Below are 15013 nucleotides of genomic sequence, written 5' to 3'. Positions count from 1 at the left end.
AGCTTCCTTGGTACTTTGCTATCTCTTCAGGTTCACCAGAAGCTCCATCAGGTCGGAGCCGGTTTGAAACACCTTGGAGTTGGCAGTATAGCTGCGTTGCGACTCGATCATGCTCGTCAACTCTTCGGCGATGTCGACGTTGGAGCTCTCCAGAGCGCCTGACGCGATATCGCCCAATCCGTCCGAACCGGCAAAGCCGATACGCACCGCGCCGGATGCGGCGGTTTCGGCGAAAGCGTTTCCGGACAGCACTTCCAACTGATCCGGGCTCGTTACATTCGCAAGTGGGATACGGTAGAGGGGCTTGAACGAGCCATCGGCATATTGCGCATAAACGATGCCCTCCGCGCTGATTTCGATGCTGTCGATCGAAGTCGGCGGCGTGCCGTCCACTTCCGCGTCGTAGACCTGAAAGCCGGAATCGAGCTGCGAAAGTTGAGAAAGGTCGAGTTCAAGATCGTCGCCGCCGGGAACGGGAATAGTAACCCCTGTCACGCTTGTTCCGGTCAATTTCCCGGTGGTCGGATCAAAGGTAAGCTGGTCCGTCGCAAGCGGTCCTGAAGCGTAGGGAAAGCCGGTGTCGGGCGTGGCGTCAGCACGGTCAAACACAGCGACTTCCCATTCATCGTCGCCGGTCTTTGTAAAGTAGACGTCGAGAAGCACCTGCTCGCCGCGGTTGCCATAGGCCACCAGGGAAGTTTTGACCGAGTATTCGGATGTGCTCGTATTGTCCCCTGCCGTGGATTGTCCCGCTCCCGTATCGACGATTTCCGCGTCCAGCGGCAAGTTGGCGGAGAACACACCATTGCGCGAGGGCGTCGCCACCAGTTCCGGCTGCTTGATGGTGATCGGCTCCAGCCCCGCATAGCCATTGGCCGTGGCCGAAGGCGTGCCGTTAGCATAGCTGTAGCCCATGAGCTGATAGCCGGAGGAATTGACCAGACGCCCATCGCCATCGAGCACAAAGGAGCCGGCCCTTGTCAGATATGGCTGGCCGTTCGATCCTTGTACGATGAAGAAGCCGCTTCCATTGACGGCAAGATCGGTAATAGAGGTAGTATACTGCAGCACGCCCTGAGCCGAGACGGCGTTCCGCACCGTTGATGTCACGCCGCCCGAATTGTAAGAGCCCTGGGTGCCCGGCACGACTAATGTCGAGAATTCGGTGGTGGCTCGTTTGTAGCCGTTGGTGCTGGAGTTGGCGATATTGTCGGCAACAGTCGACAGCCGGTTGGCCTGGGCATTCATGCCGGACACGCCGGTTTTCATCATCCCGTAGAGGCTCATCAGGTTCTCCTATCGCTCTCCTGTCGGCAGCATAGCAGCCGGGGCTTGCACGAAACTGTCCTGTGCCCTTGCGAGGCTTAGGTCATGAGCTGGTAACCGAGATACCGTTTGGAATCGATCGGATCGAAGCCAAGTTTGACGCGCAGCTTCTTGCGTAATTTGCTGATGTGGCTTTCCACTACGTTCTCCTCAACCTCCTCGTCGAAGATGCCGTAGATGGCGTTGAAGATCTGCGTCTTGGTTACCCGGCGTGAAGAGTTACTTGCCAGATACTCCAGAATACGGCGCTCGCGGCGCGGCAACGGAAACGGCTCACCGTCAATTTCCGGATCTCGGCCATCGCTGAAGATGCGCAGCCGGCCGATCTCGGTTGACCTTTGGTCCTGTTGCTTGGCCCGCCGGCTGATCGCGCTGATACGTGCAAGAATCTCCAGTACATGTACCGGCTTTCGCACGACATCGTCCACGCCGCACTCGAAGAGTCTCAGCGTATCCTCAAGGGAGTGCTGCTCAGCGAGTGCAATGAGCGGTGCACGGGTCCGGTCCCGTATACGCCGCGCCGGCGTCTCGGGCGTTCTACACCGGCCGAGAAGAAAGGCGCTGACGGAACTCAAATCCTCATCGGGCGCCGACTCGACCCAATCATTGAATTCGCTGGGCCTGAAGCCCGCTGTTGCCACGCCTTCGCGATTGAAAAGCGAAGTAAACCCCTTAGTGACAAGCTCTCGCTCGTCGACTACCACTATCATCGGCCCCGCCCCGAATCAGTTGTCCACCTAAGAGGTACATGGTGGACGGAATCACAGACAACATATTTTTTTAATAAAACGTTAAGTTTTTTCTGAGGCCCTTCCGGGGCGGAAATTGGCGAAGCGATATTTCTACTTTTAGTTGCAAAACTTGCGAGCTGCCGGTGTCCATGATCCGAAGCCGGTTGCCACCATGTTTGTGATTACGCGGCATAGATAGCGTTTCTGTGCCGGATCATTGTTTGGGCCGGCGTGATAACGAGCAACCGCCAGGGACCAGGTCTCGTGCCGTCCTTTTAATTGCGCCAGAAAGCGTGCGGCATAGTCGACATTCTGCCGTGGATCGAGCATATCCGCCAAGCTGCGGAACTGGTCTCTATGGTAATGGTGGTTGATCTGCATGCAGCCGAGATCGATAAGCTTCGCGCCGCGCTGTTGCGCCTTCCTGAATTCCGCCATTGCGTCGGCAGCGCTGCGCGCGAAGATTGCCTTGCCTTCGATATTGAGAGCGTAGGGCTGCAGGCTGCCTCTTATGCCCGTTTCCGTAAGGCCTACCGCGTAGAGAATGCCGACCGGGATATGATATTTCTGCGAAGCCCGCAGGATTTGCGCTTCGCATGGGTTCGCGGCGGCGATGACCGTTGAGAGAAGGAGACTAGATATAGAGGCCGTTATTTGCCGCAGCATCATCCTGCCGCCTTTCAGTCATTTCCGGCGGGGCGGCATGCGTGTTTGCGTCCTGCCCTCGGGAGCCGCCGGAGTCTCCCTGCTGGCCCTGGTTGGCTCCGGTCTGAAAAGAGGAATCCCGGTTGCCGGAACCGGCGCCGGACTGCGGGGAGGTGCCGGTAGCAGCCTGCTGGATCGTGATGCGATCAACATCATATCCCATAGCGCGAAGAGCATGGAGGATGTCGTCACCGTCGGCCTGGAGCCTCTGTCGCGCGTCGGAGCTCTCTACTTGAATTTCAACCTTTAGTTGATCTCCCGAAATAGTGAGTTGGGCAGTAACGCTGCCGAGCTGAACCGGATGTAGCTGTATTTTAAGGGTGTGGAGCGTCCGGTCTTTACCTGCATGGGCCATAGCGAGTGTTTGCGTTGCATCGGCATATGCAGTTTTGAGCGCAGGATCGGCCTGGAAGGCTGCGAGAAGGCTCGCAGTGGCAGTATCGTAACCCTGCCAGGAGAGAGCAGGCGCGGGGATGCTCTGTGCGCTTATCACACGAACCGGCATCGATGCTTCGCCCGAGGAAGCTCGCCCACTGAAGGCTTCGTCAAACCCGTCGGCGGCGGTTTTGTCGATAGGCGAGGAGCTTGTTGGAGATGAAGACTTTTTACCGTCAGGCCTTTTTTGCTGCTCCGGATCGCCCGCGTTGGGTCTGCCCTCCAACTGCATGTTTAGGTCGCGCGCCCGCAAGTCTGCTGCATCTGAAGGCCCATCCGGTTTATTGTGGTGGATTTCCGAACCGCCGGATGGTGTATCCTGCGATCGCCATATCGTCTCGGCTTCTTGCTGAACCGAGGCGGGAATCGACTGTTTCAAAATTCCCGATATCCCTTGCCCTGCCATATGCGCTTCCGCTTCGGGGGGCGATGCCTCGCCCATATCTTCCGACGGCTCAGCCGGTATTCTGGCGGGCATTGGCGGCACGACGGCGGCGATATCCTCGTTGTCCAGCTGATCTGTTCTCCTTTGGGGAGGCACGCTCTGCGGAAGGAAAAACTCCAACACCCTCTCTGCAAGGCGCCATCTCGGCTGCTCATCCGAGACGGGCGCCTGCACGGCCAGCTTTAGGGGCGTTTCTGCCTCATCTCGCCCTAACCCGTCCTCAAACATTGTTTGAGACGAAGCGGCCCTGCGCTCACGGCCAGGTTCAAGTGCGCTCTGTAAGGACGGAAAGCCCGGCGTGATGGATTGTGTCACCGGCGAGCCTCCGCAATGAGCACATCTATGGATTGGAGCGTCTTAAGCGTGTCTGCGACGAAAGCTCCGTTGAGCTGTTCGTCCTCGCCTTCCTGTGCCACCACGGCCTCGCCCTGCGGAAACGAACCCTGCCGGGCGGAAGCCTCTGATCCAGCGGCGGGACGCGAGAGAATATTCCGTGCCACCTCGCGTGCGGCATTCAGAAGCTTGCGGTCGTTCGGGGAAAGCCTCTTTGCGTCGATATGCTCGAGCGTATGGAGAACGTCCTTGACATCTTCCGATGCCACCAAGGCCATATTTCCGTAAAGGACGCTCCGCGGATCCAGGCCGCCGCCGGAATCCGCATATTTGTCGGCATTGCGTGAGGCGAAGGTAAGAAGATTATCATAGCCCTCGATTGCACTCTGGCGAGCTATGCGAAGGTAGATCACATGCGCTTGGTCACGGCGCATGTTGGCCACGATTTCCTCCACCAATGCCAGGTCGATCTCACCACGAAGAGCGACGACGCCGGAAACGAAAGCCTCCGCGAACTGGCTCGCATAGGGAGAGCGCAGGAACCGCCATGCATATTGCCTGGAGGCGAGGGCAAAACGCTCCGGATCGCGCAACTCGGCGCTGAGCGTTAGCGAACGCCGCAGAGCGGCCTCCTCAATGAGGGTGCCGGGGCTTATAAGCCGCGCCTGATCAAAAAATCTGAGTGCTTCAGTAGGGGCCTGCTGGGCAAGCAGGGAGCCGATGACGAGCGCGAGAGGGGCTGCAAGCTCGGGGTCCAGCGTGGAAAGCTCGGTAGCGCTCAGCATCTCACGCGCGGCGCGAAGATCTCCCCGCGCATACTGAGTGAGGCCATTGCTTAGCCTGCTTTGGTCCTCGTCAAGCTTCAATCTGGAAATGACCGCATCGAGCGTGGCTGGATTGCCACCGCTGGCACTGTAAATGAGGAGCGCGCGGAAATTGTGCGGATTCTCGAAATCGGCCGTGTGTAGCCGTTCGTCGATAATGGCTAGCAGCCGGCGCTGTATAGGCAGCGCAGCGTGATCGCCATCAGCAATCCGGTCCTGCACCAGCTGCAGGGAACGTATCATTTGGTAGGGCTCCAGCCCTTCCGCATTCGCTGAAGCCGTAAGGCTGACGCAGGCCGCAAGCATGGCTGCGCCGAAACACCGCCTCATTGCGGCACCTCAAGAAGAATCTCTATGCGCCGATTGGCGTCCGCGAGAGGACTCTCCGGCTCCTTCAGCTTTCGGTCGGCAAATCCGGCGACCTCCGTTATCCGGGTTTCGTCCAATCCTCCCCTTATCAGCATGTACTGCGCCGCATGCGCACGTGCGGTGGAAAGCCGCCAATTATCGTATGTGTCGCTTCGGAACGGGCGGGCATCGGTGTGGCCATGAATACGAATCGTTCCCGGCTGCCCGGCCAGGGTCTTCCCGATTTTCTCCATTGCGCCCACGAGCGCCCGCTCCGGTACTGCCGAGCCGACCGGGAACATTCCGTTTCGGATATCGTCGGTCACGGATATTAGCACGCCTTCCTCGCCGGCTGACACTGTAACGGAACTGGCGAGCCCTTCCCCATTGAGCGCTTGGGCCAGGGCAGCGCGGATGCCTGCCGCGGCATTCTCATGAGCCTCGTTTGCTTTTTCGTTCGCCGGAGCATCGGGTTCGCCGGCAGTCGCGCTTACTTCTTCAGAAGCGCTCTCGTTTCCGGGGGAGGCACTTTGAACGCCATCTTCAGGTACGCCTTCTGTAGCCGGTTCATTTTTCTCCTCCGGGGCAAGCGGCTCCACCTGGGGTACGCGCTTCAGGCTGAGCGCGTCGCTCGTTTCCTGCTCCGGTTCGATCCCTGCGAGCTGATGCTGGCCTGTCTGCTCCGCTTTGATGTCGGCGCCCGAGGGCTGCTCCCGTGCCTCGTCGGGATCGCCTTCCACGCCGATGCGCGGCATAGCCACCTGCTGCGACCAGAAATCGGGTGCGAACGGATCACGATAGGCTTCGCCGCCCGAAGCTCCGGAAGACGGGCCTGCTATCTGTACTCCGCCTTCTCCCTTCCTGGACACGTTCTGGTCTTGGCCGACATCCGCGGCAATCTCCGCCAGCACGGCATAGGGATTTGAGAAGAAATTCTGGTCGGAATATTTACGTGTATCCGCAAGATCGGTTGCGTTCTGAAAATCAGCGGGACCGGAAGTTTTGTCGTTTTCCCCCGAAGGCTGATCGGTCGACTTTTCGCTTTGGTCCGCTTCGGTGGAGACTTGAGGGCCCTGGCCAACTTCCTCCAGTCCCTTGCGGTTGGTATTCCGGTCGATGAGTTTTACCGGGTTGAAATAGCTTGCGAGAGCGGCGCGCGTCTGCTCGTTGGCGGCGTTGATGAGCCACATGACGAGGAAGAAGCACATCATTGCGGTCATGAAATCGGCAAAGGCGATCTTCCATACGCCGCCGTGGTGTTCGCTATCCTCGTCGTCGCCACCGCGGCGCACAATGATGATCTCGGGTTGGCGCTCATCCTCCGTGGCAAGTGTCACGATAACACCTCCGACAGCGCCGCAGCCCATTCCGCAATGCGAGTCTCAAACAGGCTGTCTTCGATCTCCGCTGTAAGGTCGATACCGGGGGCCTCGCTGAAGTCCATCTGGGCAGCGCGTTCCCCGAGCTTTTCCCTGAGGACCGCTTCGAGAACTTCGGGGCCGCGCACGCGAATGCGCAGGGCTTGGCGATCACGCATTGCCTCGCCAATGACCCCAACGAGTTCGTCAATCGCTCGCTTGCACAAATTTTCCGTCAACGCCGCACTAAGGATGCGTGCAGTAACCGCGGCGATTTTCGCTTCGATCTCCCGTTCCGATTCGGAAAAGCGGACCGCCATCGCCTCGGCGGTTTCGTGTGTAAGGCGGGCAACCACGGTTTCCAATTCAACGGCGTGCCGTTGCCGTTCGGCCTTAAGCTTTGCCTCATATTCGCGTGCGAGGCGCTCTGCGATTTCTACTTCAGCCTGGGAAACCCTTTGCGCAACGAGATCTTCGACCGACTCCTCAGAGGACTTTTTCGGGTTCTCCTCCGCGGCAAAAGCGGGTGCCGGATTGCGGACAGCCGATGTTTGCACACCGAAATCGGGCAGCAGATCCGCGAGAGCGATTGCCGGCATCAGCCCGCGGCCTCCACTTCCGCTCTCGCCCATTTGCGGAGGATGTCCGCGGTCCGTTCCTCATTGAGGTCGACCATGCGTGCGAGCAGGGCCTGCGGCGCCGGCTTTATCTTCAACTGCGGCTCATCGTTCGCCTCTTCCGAACTTTGGACGCCATTCCCGGCGGTCAGCGCCAGCCGCTCGTCAGCCCCTTCCTGCGAAAGTGCCTGAATTTCTTCTCCTGCAGCGGATGCTTCGATTTCTGGGCCGCGCGTGAGTGCAGTGGCAAGTGGCCTAAGCCCAAACCAGGTGATGAAAAAGGCGGCGAGCACGAAGGCCAGTGCATTGATCATCGTCCCGGAATGCCTGCCCAATGCGGCCAATGGGCCAGGCTCCGCCATTTCGACGCCATCCAGCCCGTCGACGAACTCGACGGCTGCCACATTCAGCACGTCTCCGCGCGTCTCGTTAAGGCCAGCGGCAGAAGCAACGACCGTCTCAATCTCCCTGATGCGAGTCTGCAGAGCATCCGGCGCTGCGTTGTCGCCGAGAATGGCGGCAAGACGCCCCTCGTTTACCACGACAGCAATGGACAGCCGTGTGACCTGATAGCCGTTGCTGGAGGTGGCGATGCGCTTCGTATTGAGCTCGTAATTGGTCGTTTCCTCTCGCCGCTCGCTCTCTTCCGAGGAGCGGGGCAGTTCGGCCGGGGCTGGTTCTTCCTGCGGCAGGTTCTGCAACACGGTGGTGGGTGTCGCCGCGGTCTCCCGCGTTGCACTGTCTGCCGTGCGCACGATCTGAACCGAACGCTCCACGCGGGAATCCGGATCGAAGATCACTTCCTCCACCTGCCGTGTGTCGGTATTGACCTCCGCTTTCACGCTTGCGCGGAAATTGTCGGGGCCAAGATAGGGTGCCAGTGCGCGGCGGATATTCTCTTCCACCTGTGCTTCAACCGTGCGTTCGATGCCGATGGAGCGCTGGGCAGTGTTGTTTGCCGGGTCGTCGCCTGCCGCAAGCAGCATGCCTGAGGAGTCGAGGACGGTCACTTTCTCCGCACTAAGGCCCGGCACCGCAGCCGCGACCAGATAGCGGATGCTTGCAGCTTTCGCGGCCCCGTCGATGCCGGATGTGCGGATGACGACAGAGGCGGAAGGCTCCTGTCCTTCGCGGCGGAAGTTGCCGCGCTCAGGCATGACGATATGCACGCGGGCGGCCCTGATGCCGGCGATGGAGCGGATCGTGCGTGCGATCTCGCCTTCGAGCGCGCGAACCCGGGTGACCTCTTGCATGAAAGTGGTGAGCCCAAGCGAGCCCACGGTGTCGAATAGCTCATAGCCGGCATTGGCGCTGGAGGGCAGGCCCTTTTCCGCGAGAAGCATGCGTGCCTCCGCGGTCTTCCCGGTCGGCACCAGCACCGCCGTTCCATCCGATACGACATCGAATCGGATTCCCGCCTCGCCCAGAACAAGGCCGATCTGATTTACGTCCGACCTTTCCAGCCCGACATAGAGCGTCTCATAGGCCGGGCGGTTGAGGTAGATCGCGCCCCCTGTCACCACCGCCAAGGTGAGCGCGAGAACTCCACCCATCATGGCGAGCCGGCGAGGGCCAAGCGCCCTCAGGTTTTCGACAATGGTTCGAAGCTGCTCAGGCAATGCACTCGCTCCCAGGCGGAACACGATTCCAGCCTAGGAGGTGAAGCTTGTGCGAACCATTCGAGCTCCTGCGCGGGCGGGCCGTCTCAGGAGGAAGGCTGTTTTATTTGAACAGGGACAGGATGTTTTGGGCGTTCTGGTTGGCGATGGACAAAGCCTGAATGCCCAGCTGTTGCTGAACCTGAAGAGCCTGAAGGCGGGTCGATTCCTCGTTCATGTCGGCATCGACGAGTTGGCCTACGCCTCGTTCGATCGAATCCATGAGATTGGAAACGAAGTCCTTTTGCAGGTCGAGGCGGTTCTTTGCTGATCCCAGGTTTGCCGCCGCGGTGGACATTGCGGCAAGCGCGGTCTCGATGTCTTCCAGATATGCGTCGATCGAAGCTTCGTCTCCGTTGGCCACGAGATCGATCTGCATGACGTCATGCGCAAGATGCTGCGTCGCGTCGGTTGTCGTGCCGTCCGCGGCAAACAGAGTGATTCCCGCAAGATCGACGGAGATCGTGCCGATACTGACCGTGCCGTCCGAGGCGCGGTTGTAGGAAGCGGCAATGTCCAGCGGTCCCGCGCTATCGGTTGCAAGTATGTTGGTACCGGCGTAGCTGGCGCCGATCGCTGCCGACTTGATCTGGTCCTGAAGGATGTCGATCTCGGCCTGGATCTTTTCCTGGTTTTCCGCGCTTGCGCCGCGCGCATTGATCAGCTTGGTTTTGATCGCGTCAACAGCCTCGATGACGTCGTCCATCGCGGTATAGGCAATGTCGATCCGTCCGGCACCGAGCCCGAGGGAATCCTGGATGGCGGAGAGCGCCTTGTTGTCCGATCGCATCGTGGTGGCAATGGACCAGTAAGCCGCATTGTCGCTGGCTTCGGCCACCCGGTAACCGGTGGAAATACGCCCCTGGACAGTTTCGAGCGCTTTGTTGGTTGCCTTCAGACTCTGCAATGCCACCATCGCAGAGGTATTTGTCATGATGCTTGCCACGCGCTTGCCCCTTCGTCTTCCCGCGCCCCTGCGGGCATGATGGTTAACGATAGGTACAAGTTTATGGTTAACGATTGCTTAACCTGAAACCGCAACAAAAAAAGGGCCGCCTCAAAGGCGGCCCTTCGGCTTTCAGGTCTCTTCTGTTCGGCCGATCAGCGGAACAGCGAGAGAATGCCCTGCGTGTTCTGGTTGGCGATCGAGAGCGCCTGCACGCCAAGCTGCTGCTGGACCTGGAGCGCCGAAAGACGAGCCGATTCCTCGTTCATGTCAGCGTCAACCAGCTGGCCGACACCGCGGTCGATCGCATCCGACAGCTTGGACACGAAATCCTTCTGCAGGTCTACGCGCGACTTGGCGGCACCCAGCACCGACGCCTGCTCTGCGAGAGAGGCGAGCGCGGTTTCGACGGTTCCAAGCGCGGTATCGATCGCCGTATCGTCAATAGCCGCTCCCGAAGCGTCGAAGAACGTGCTGGCGACAATCCCCGAAACAATGCCCGCCGACGCGTCGTCACTCAGCACTTGTGCGGAAGAGCCGGTGATCGTGATCTCATCGATGGCAACTGTCGCGCCCGTGCGGTTATACGAGGAGACGATGTTTACATCGGTACCGTCTTGCAGGATGTTGGAACCCGCATAGTTCGAGTTGCCGACAACCGAAGTGATGTGTTCCTGGAGAGCTTCGATCTCGGTCTGGATCTTCTGCTGGTCTTCCTGGCTGGCGCCACGCGCGCTCACCAGCTTCTGCTTGATCTTGTCGACCGTGCCGATCACCTCGTTGATGCCCGTATAGGCCGTGTCCAGCTTGCCGGCGCCTAGACCCAGCGCGTCCTGTACGCTGGAAAGCGCCTTGTTGTCCGACTTCATCGAGGTCGCGATGGACCAGTAAGCGGCGTTGTCAGAAGCTTCGGCCACGCGCAAGCCGGTAGAGATGCGCGACTGCGTGGTGGCCATGTTCTTGGAAATGGTGTTGAGGGTCTGCAGCGCCGTCATCGCCGACGCGTTCGTATTAATGCTAGCCATGGGAAAAACGCCCCTTAAACAAAACTGACGAGGGACATACCGGGCATTACCGGCAATGACGGAGAGGCCTCATGCCGTGAGTCCTGACGCGAACTCACTCCGTCATGCATGGCAGTGTTTATGCCCGCGAATTGCTACCAAAAGGATAATAGCGGACGGTCAGCTGATTTTTCGGGGGAAGGCGGTTTAAGTGAAAGATCGGACCAGGCTGCCTACAAGCAGATTCCAACCGTCGATAAGAACGAAGAACAGGATCTTGAAGGGCAGGGATATGACTGTCGGCGGAAGCATCATCATGCCCATGGCCATGGTGATCGTCGCCACGATCAGATCGATGACGAGAAAGGGCAGCACAATGAGAAAGCCAATTTCAAATCCGCGCCTGATTTCCGAGATCATGAATGCCGGGATAAGCACCCGAAGATCTGCCTGATCCGTCGTCTGCTGGATTCCGCCGCGTTCAGCGGCGAGATCGGCAAAGAGCGTGTAATCCTCCTCCCGCACATTCGCGCTCATGAACGCGCGAAACGGCTCAGCGATGCGTTCCACGGCGGTGGTCTCGTCGATCTGGTTGGCCATGAGCGGACGCACGCCCTCGCTCCATGCCCGATCGAAAGTGGGCGCCATGACGTAGAAGGTCATGAAAAGCGCCAGGCTGACCAGGATGAGATTGGCTGGCGTGGAGGGCAGGCCGATACCGGTGCGCAGGATCGAGAACACTATGACGAACCGGGTGAAGCTCGTCACCATGATGAGAATGCCCGGCGCTATCGAGAGCACCGTCAGCAGACCGAAAATCTGGATGATATAGCCAATTGTCGAGCCATTGGCTTGACCGGCGAGCGCACCGAGATCGAGCGTCTGCGCGGCGGCCGGGTGGGTCCCGGCAAAGATTGCGAAGAGAAGAGCGAGAAGCAGGCGCATCATTCGTATAGGAAGCTCATGATCAATACTTGCTTCACGCGGTCATCGCTGCGGATGCGCGCGCGCTCGAGAATATCCGACTTCAGGTGCTGAAAGCCGCTGGCGCTCTCGATCTGCTTCAGTCGCAAAGTACGGATATAGGCGAATAGGTCCTGATGAATGGTGCGCGCGAGGGTGGGATCGCTTTCCCCCTCGAAGACAAGCGCCAACTCCATTCGAACCCAAATGCTGGTCGGTTCGGCCAGATTGGTGGTGATGGGATCAAGCGCAACGATGCTCGAAAGAGACTCGTTATCCGGCTCGTTGCCCTCTTGCCCTTCCTGAACGGCTACCTCGGTTTTCCCGGCGTTTTCCGATTGGCCGGAGGCGCTGCGCTCTTCCAGATAGGCGCCTGTCAGCCATCCCATGCCTCCGGCAAGCGCCGTCATAACCAGCAGGGCCGCCGCCTGCATGATGAGCGACGGACCTTTTTTTGTTGTTTCTGCTTGAACGACGAGGGACATGGCTGCGCTTGTCGATCAGAAGGGCAGGACAGTATCGAGGAACTGCTGGCCATATGGCGGCTGTTGCACCTCGGTCAGCCTTCCCCGCCCACCGTAGGAAATGCGTGCTTCTGCAATCCGTTCATAGGAAATCGTGTTGTTTGGCCCGATATCGGCGGGCCGCACGAGCCCTGCGATGGTAAGCACCCTGAGTTCGGCGTTGACGCGCACCTCCTGCGTGCCGGAGATGCGCAGGTTGCCGTTTGGAAGCCTCTCCGTCACGATGGCGGCAATGACCAGCCGCATATCCTCCGAGCGTTTCGTTGCGCCGGAGCCGACGGTCGATGTGCCGGAGCCGATATCCGCGTCGGCTTCCGCCGAACCGGTCGCGCTGCCGATCGCGAACGTACCGGCTAGGCCGAGATTGCGCGTCGCCTGCCGGGACCGTTCCGATTCATTCTCGAATTTGGCCTTATCGTTGATGGATATGACGACTGTCAGGATATCGCCCACCTCAAGCGCCCGGGGATCGGTGAACAGACGGCTCTGCCGGTCGCTCCAGAGCGAATAGCGGCTGACATGGGCCTGCCGCCTGTCCGGGTAATGATAGGCTTGCATGGCGGTCGGCTCGGCGCCGGACCCCACCGGCGAAAGCGCAGGCGGCTTGCCGAGCTCCTCGGTCGTCGTGCAGCCGGCCATGGCAAGGCCGGCGAGGAGGAACAGGGTTCCTGCGATCTTGTTCATGAGGGGTCCTCGGGGCGTGCCGCGCTCGCCATGATGCCGGTCAGCGCAGCGGCCGCTTTGCTGTTCATTTCGTTGAGGATGATGCCGGCCGTGCGCGGCTCGAGCTTCACCAGGATGGCGGCTGCAAGGTCGATGCGCACTTCCGCAAGCCGTTCGGCGGCTGCGTCCGGCCGCATGCTCGAATATATCTGCACGAGGTTTTCCTCGGCCTTGGCAAGAAACGCCTCGCGACGTGCAAGCCAATCTTCGTACTCGCGGCGCTTTTCCTCAAGGGCGGCGATCCGCTTCTCCACTTCGCCCTTTAGCGTCTCGAGCTGTTGCGACTGGAGCATGTAGCGCCTGTCACGGGCCTCGTCGGCGATATTTGTACAGAAGCGTTGCACCTCATCCTGGCTGGTAGCCGAATTTGCTTCGGCCCCGCGCAGACCTGTTGTTCCCGCAGCCAGCAATGCCGCCGTCAGTGCGGCTGCCTTCCATGAGGCCGGCGGGCGGCTATCATTCCCAAGGAGGCTCATGGCCTTTTTAATTCTCCTACTGCAAGACCAGTTCGCCCTGCAAAGCACCGGCAGACTTGATGCCTTGCAGGATCGCGATGATACCATCCGGCTTTACGCCGAGCCTGTTGAGGCCCGAGACGAGCGTCTGCAGGTCCGGCCCGTCGAGCACCGCCACGCTGGCGTCGGGCTGCGTGGCGTCGATCACCGTGTAGGGCTCCACCGCGGTCTCCCCGCGGGAGAATGGCTCGGGCTGGACCACGCGCGGCATCTCGGTGACGCGCACCGTAAGGGCGCCATGGCTGATCGCCACGCGCGAGATCCGAACGTCGCTTCCGATCACCACCGTTCCGGTGCGCTCATCCACGACAACGCGCGCCGGCGCATCCACCTCGACGGGAAGATTCTCGATTTGCGCGTAAAAGCGGGCGGCTGAGACACCTTTCGGCTTCTTGATGATGACGGTCCGTGAATCCTGTTCACTGGCGAGCGGTGCGCCGAAATGCCGGCTTGTATAGGCATTGACCACGTCTGCGACGCGAACGGCCGTTGAAAAGTCCGGGTTCCTGAGCTGTAGCGTCAGTGCCAGCAGTTCGTCGAAGGAGGCGGTGACGCTGCGCTCGATGATGGCTCCATTGGGCACTCGGCCGGAGGTCGGAACGCCCTGTGTGAGCGTCTCTGCCTGTCCCTGGGCATTGAAACCGGACACGATGACGGAGCCTTGAGCGACCGCATAGATTTCGCCATCGGCGGCGCGCAGCGGCGTCATCACCAATGTGCCGCCTGCAAGGGAGCTTGCATCGCCAAGCGAGGAGACGGTGACATCAATCCGCGCGCCGGACTGAACGAAGGGCGGCAGATTGGCCGTCACGATGACGGCGGCCACATTCTCCGCACGGGATCGCCCGTCCTCGGAAGCGATGCCCAGGTTCTGGAGCATCGCACGCATCGACTGTTCCGTAAAAGGAGCGTTGCGCAAGCTGTCGCCGGTGCGGTTTAACCCGATAACCAGACCATAGCCCACGAGCTGGTTGTCGCGGGCGGCCTGAAGCTGGGCGATGTGCTTGATCTGGGTCTTGCTCGCTGCGCCAGCCGGTGCTGCGGCAAGGAAAAGCATCAGCCCCCATAGGAACGCTCTGAGGATCATGACGCCCCGACCTTGACGGTGCCGTCCTGCATGACGATCCCGGTGAAGACCGCGCCGCTGTCCACGTTGCGCACCTTGATGAAATCGCCTGCGGCGCCCGGCTGCAGCGGCACTGCCAGGACCGAGATTGTCAGCGGGCCGTCGGTGAAGACCGCCGTGACAGTCGAACCCTGCTCCACCAGATATGGCTCGCGTACATAGGAGAGGGGAATAAGCCGTCCCGGCAAAAGCGTGCGGCGCGCAACCTTGCCTTCCAGGTCGCCGGGTGTCCGTGCGATGGAGGCAGCCCCGCGCGGGGGCTGCCGCAGCATCATCTCCTGAAGCGCTTCCGCGGAGACAGTCTCGCCGGGGTAGATCACCCGCGTCGGCACCACGACCACCTCCTGCGCATGCGCGGGCATAGCGAAAAGAGGTAGCGCGGCAAGCAGCCCCGCCAGGAAAATCCTTCTCGTGCCTGCGCCGCTTCGCATT

At 60.2% G+C, this 15013-nt stretch carries 16 protein-coding genes; all 16 read right to left on the bottom strand.

Going from position 1 to position 15013, the window contains the following annotated elements:
* Window positions 1-18: 18 nt before the first annotated feature.
* On the bottom strand, window positions 19-1287 hold the full coding sequence (locus GNP00_RS06165) for a flagellar hook protein FlgE (protein ID WP_011579626.1): 1269 nt from the start codon (window positions 1285-1287) through the stop codon (window positions 19-21).
* 77 nt (window positions 1288-1364) lie between these two features.
* Window positions 1365-2036: a response regulator transcription factor gene (locus GNP00_RS06160; protein WP_011579627.1), complete on the bottom strand. Its 672-nt coding sequence runs from the start codon at window positions 2034-2036 to the stop codon at window positions 1365-1367.
* A gap of 138 nt (window positions 2037-2174) precedes the next feature.
* On the bottom strand, window positions 2175-2723 hold the full coding sequence (locus GNP00_RS06155; RefSeq protein WP_011579628.1) for a transglycosylase SLT domain-containing protein: 549 nt from the start codon (window positions 2721-2723) through the stop codon (window positions 2175-2177).
* Window positions 2692-3603 (bottom strand): flagellar hook-length control protein FliK, encoded by a 912-nt coding sequence (locus tag GNP00_RS06150; protein WP_166015775.1) that lies wholly within the window; start codon window positions 3601-3603, stop codon window positions 2692-2694. Before GNP00_RS06150 ends, GNP00_RS06155 begins: the two co-directional genes overlap by 32 nt.
* Window positions 3604-3953: 350 nt before the next feature.
* Window positions 3954-5105, bottom strand: coding sequence for a chemotaxis protein MotC (gene motC / locus GNP00_RS06145; protein ID WP_246259221.1), 1152 nt, complete (start codon window positions 5103-5105; stop codon window positions 3954-3956).
* Window positions 5106-5125: 20 nt separating this feature from the next.
* Complete coding sequence (locus GNP00_RS06140; protein WP_011579631.1) at window positions 5126-6484, bottom strand: MotB family protein; 1359 nt, start codon at window positions 6482-6484, stop codon at window positions 5126-5128.
* Complete coding sequence (locus GNP00_RS06135) at window positions 6481-7104, bottom strand: hypothetical protein (protein WP_011579632.1); 624 nt, start codon at window positions 7102-7104, stop codon at window positions 6481-6483. The genes GNP00_RS06140 and GNP00_RS06135 overlap by 4 nt, the downstream gene beginning before the upstream one ends.
* Window positions 7104-8741, bottom strand: a complete 1638-nt coding sequence (fliF, locus tag GNP00_RS06130; RefSeq protein ID WP_011579633.1) for a flagellar basal-body MS-ring/collar protein FliF — start codon at window positions 8739-8741, stop codon at window positions 7104-7106. The genes GNP00_RS06135 and fliF overlap by 1 nt, the downstream gene beginning before the upstream one ends.
* Before the next feature lie 103 nt (window positions 8742-8844).
* Window positions 8845-9726 (bottom strand): flagellin N-terminal helical domain-containing protein, encoded by an 882-nt coding sequence (locus tag GNP00_RS06125; protein ID WP_011579634.1) that lies wholly within the window; start codon window positions 9724-9726, stop codon window positions 8845-8847.
* A gap of 155 nt (window positions 9727-9881) precedes the next feature.
* Window positions 9882-10751: a flagellin N-terminal helical domain-containing protein gene (locus tag GNP00_RS06120; RefSeq protein ID WP_011579635.1), complete on the bottom strand. Its 870-nt coding sequence runs from the start codon at window positions 10749-10751 to the stop codon at window positions 9882-9884.
* A gap of 186 nt (window positions 10752-10937) precedes the next feature.
* The gene (gene fliP, locus GNP00_RS06115; protein ID WP_085953104.1) at window positions 10938-11675 is read right to left on the bottom strand and encodes a flagellar type III secretion system pore protein FliP; all 738 of its coding nucleotides are present in this window, start codon (window positions 11673-11675) and stop codon (window positions 10938-10940) included.
* Entirely contained in the window at window positions 11675-12178 is a 504-nt protein-coding gene (locus GNP00_RS06110) for a flagellar basal body-associated FliL family protein (RefSeq protein WP_041544415.1), read from the bottom strand. Before GNP00_RS06110 ends, fliP begins: the two co-directional genes overlap by 1 nt.
* Window positions 12179-12193: 15 nt before the next feature.
* Window positions 12194-12901 (bottom strand): flagellar basal body L-ring protein FlgH, encoded by a 708-nt coding sequence (gene flgH, locus GNP00_RS06105; RefSeq protein ID WP_011579638.1) that lies wholly within the window; start codon window positions 12899-12901, stop codon window positions 12194-12196.
* Window positions 12898-13416 (bottom strand): MotE family protein, encoded by a 519-nt coding sequence (locus GNP00_RS06100; RefSeq protein ID WP_011579639.1) that lies wholly within the window; start codon window positions 13414-13416, stop codon window positions 12898-12900. Before GNP00_RS06100 ends, flgH begins: the two co-directional genes overlap by 4 nt.
* Before the next feature lie 16 nt (window positions 13417-13432).
* Window positions 13433-14512, bottom strand: coding sequence for a flagellar basal body P-ring protein FlgI (locus GNP00_RS06095; RefSeq protein WP_246259222.1), 1080 nt, complete (start codon window positions 14510-14512; stop codon window positions 13433-13435).
* 26 nt (window positions 14513-14538) lie between these two features.
* Window positions 14539-15012: a flagellar basal body P-ring formation chaperone FlgA gene (flgA, locus tag GNP00_RS06090; RefSeq protein ID WP_011579641.1), complete on the bottom strand. Its 474-nt coding sequence runs from the start codon at window positions 15010-15012 to the stop codon at window positions 14539-14541.
* Window position 15013: the final 1 nt, after the last annotated feature.

Origin of the sequence: Chelativorans multitrophicus (genome assembly GCF_011317445.1) — a bacterium.
Lineage (GTDB): Bacteria > Pseudomonadota > Alphaproteobacteria > Rhizobiales > Rhizobiaceae > Chelativorans > Chelativorans multitrophicus.
Note: the sequence above shows the minus strand (reverse complement) of the source record. Positions and strands in the feature narration are given on the sequence as shown.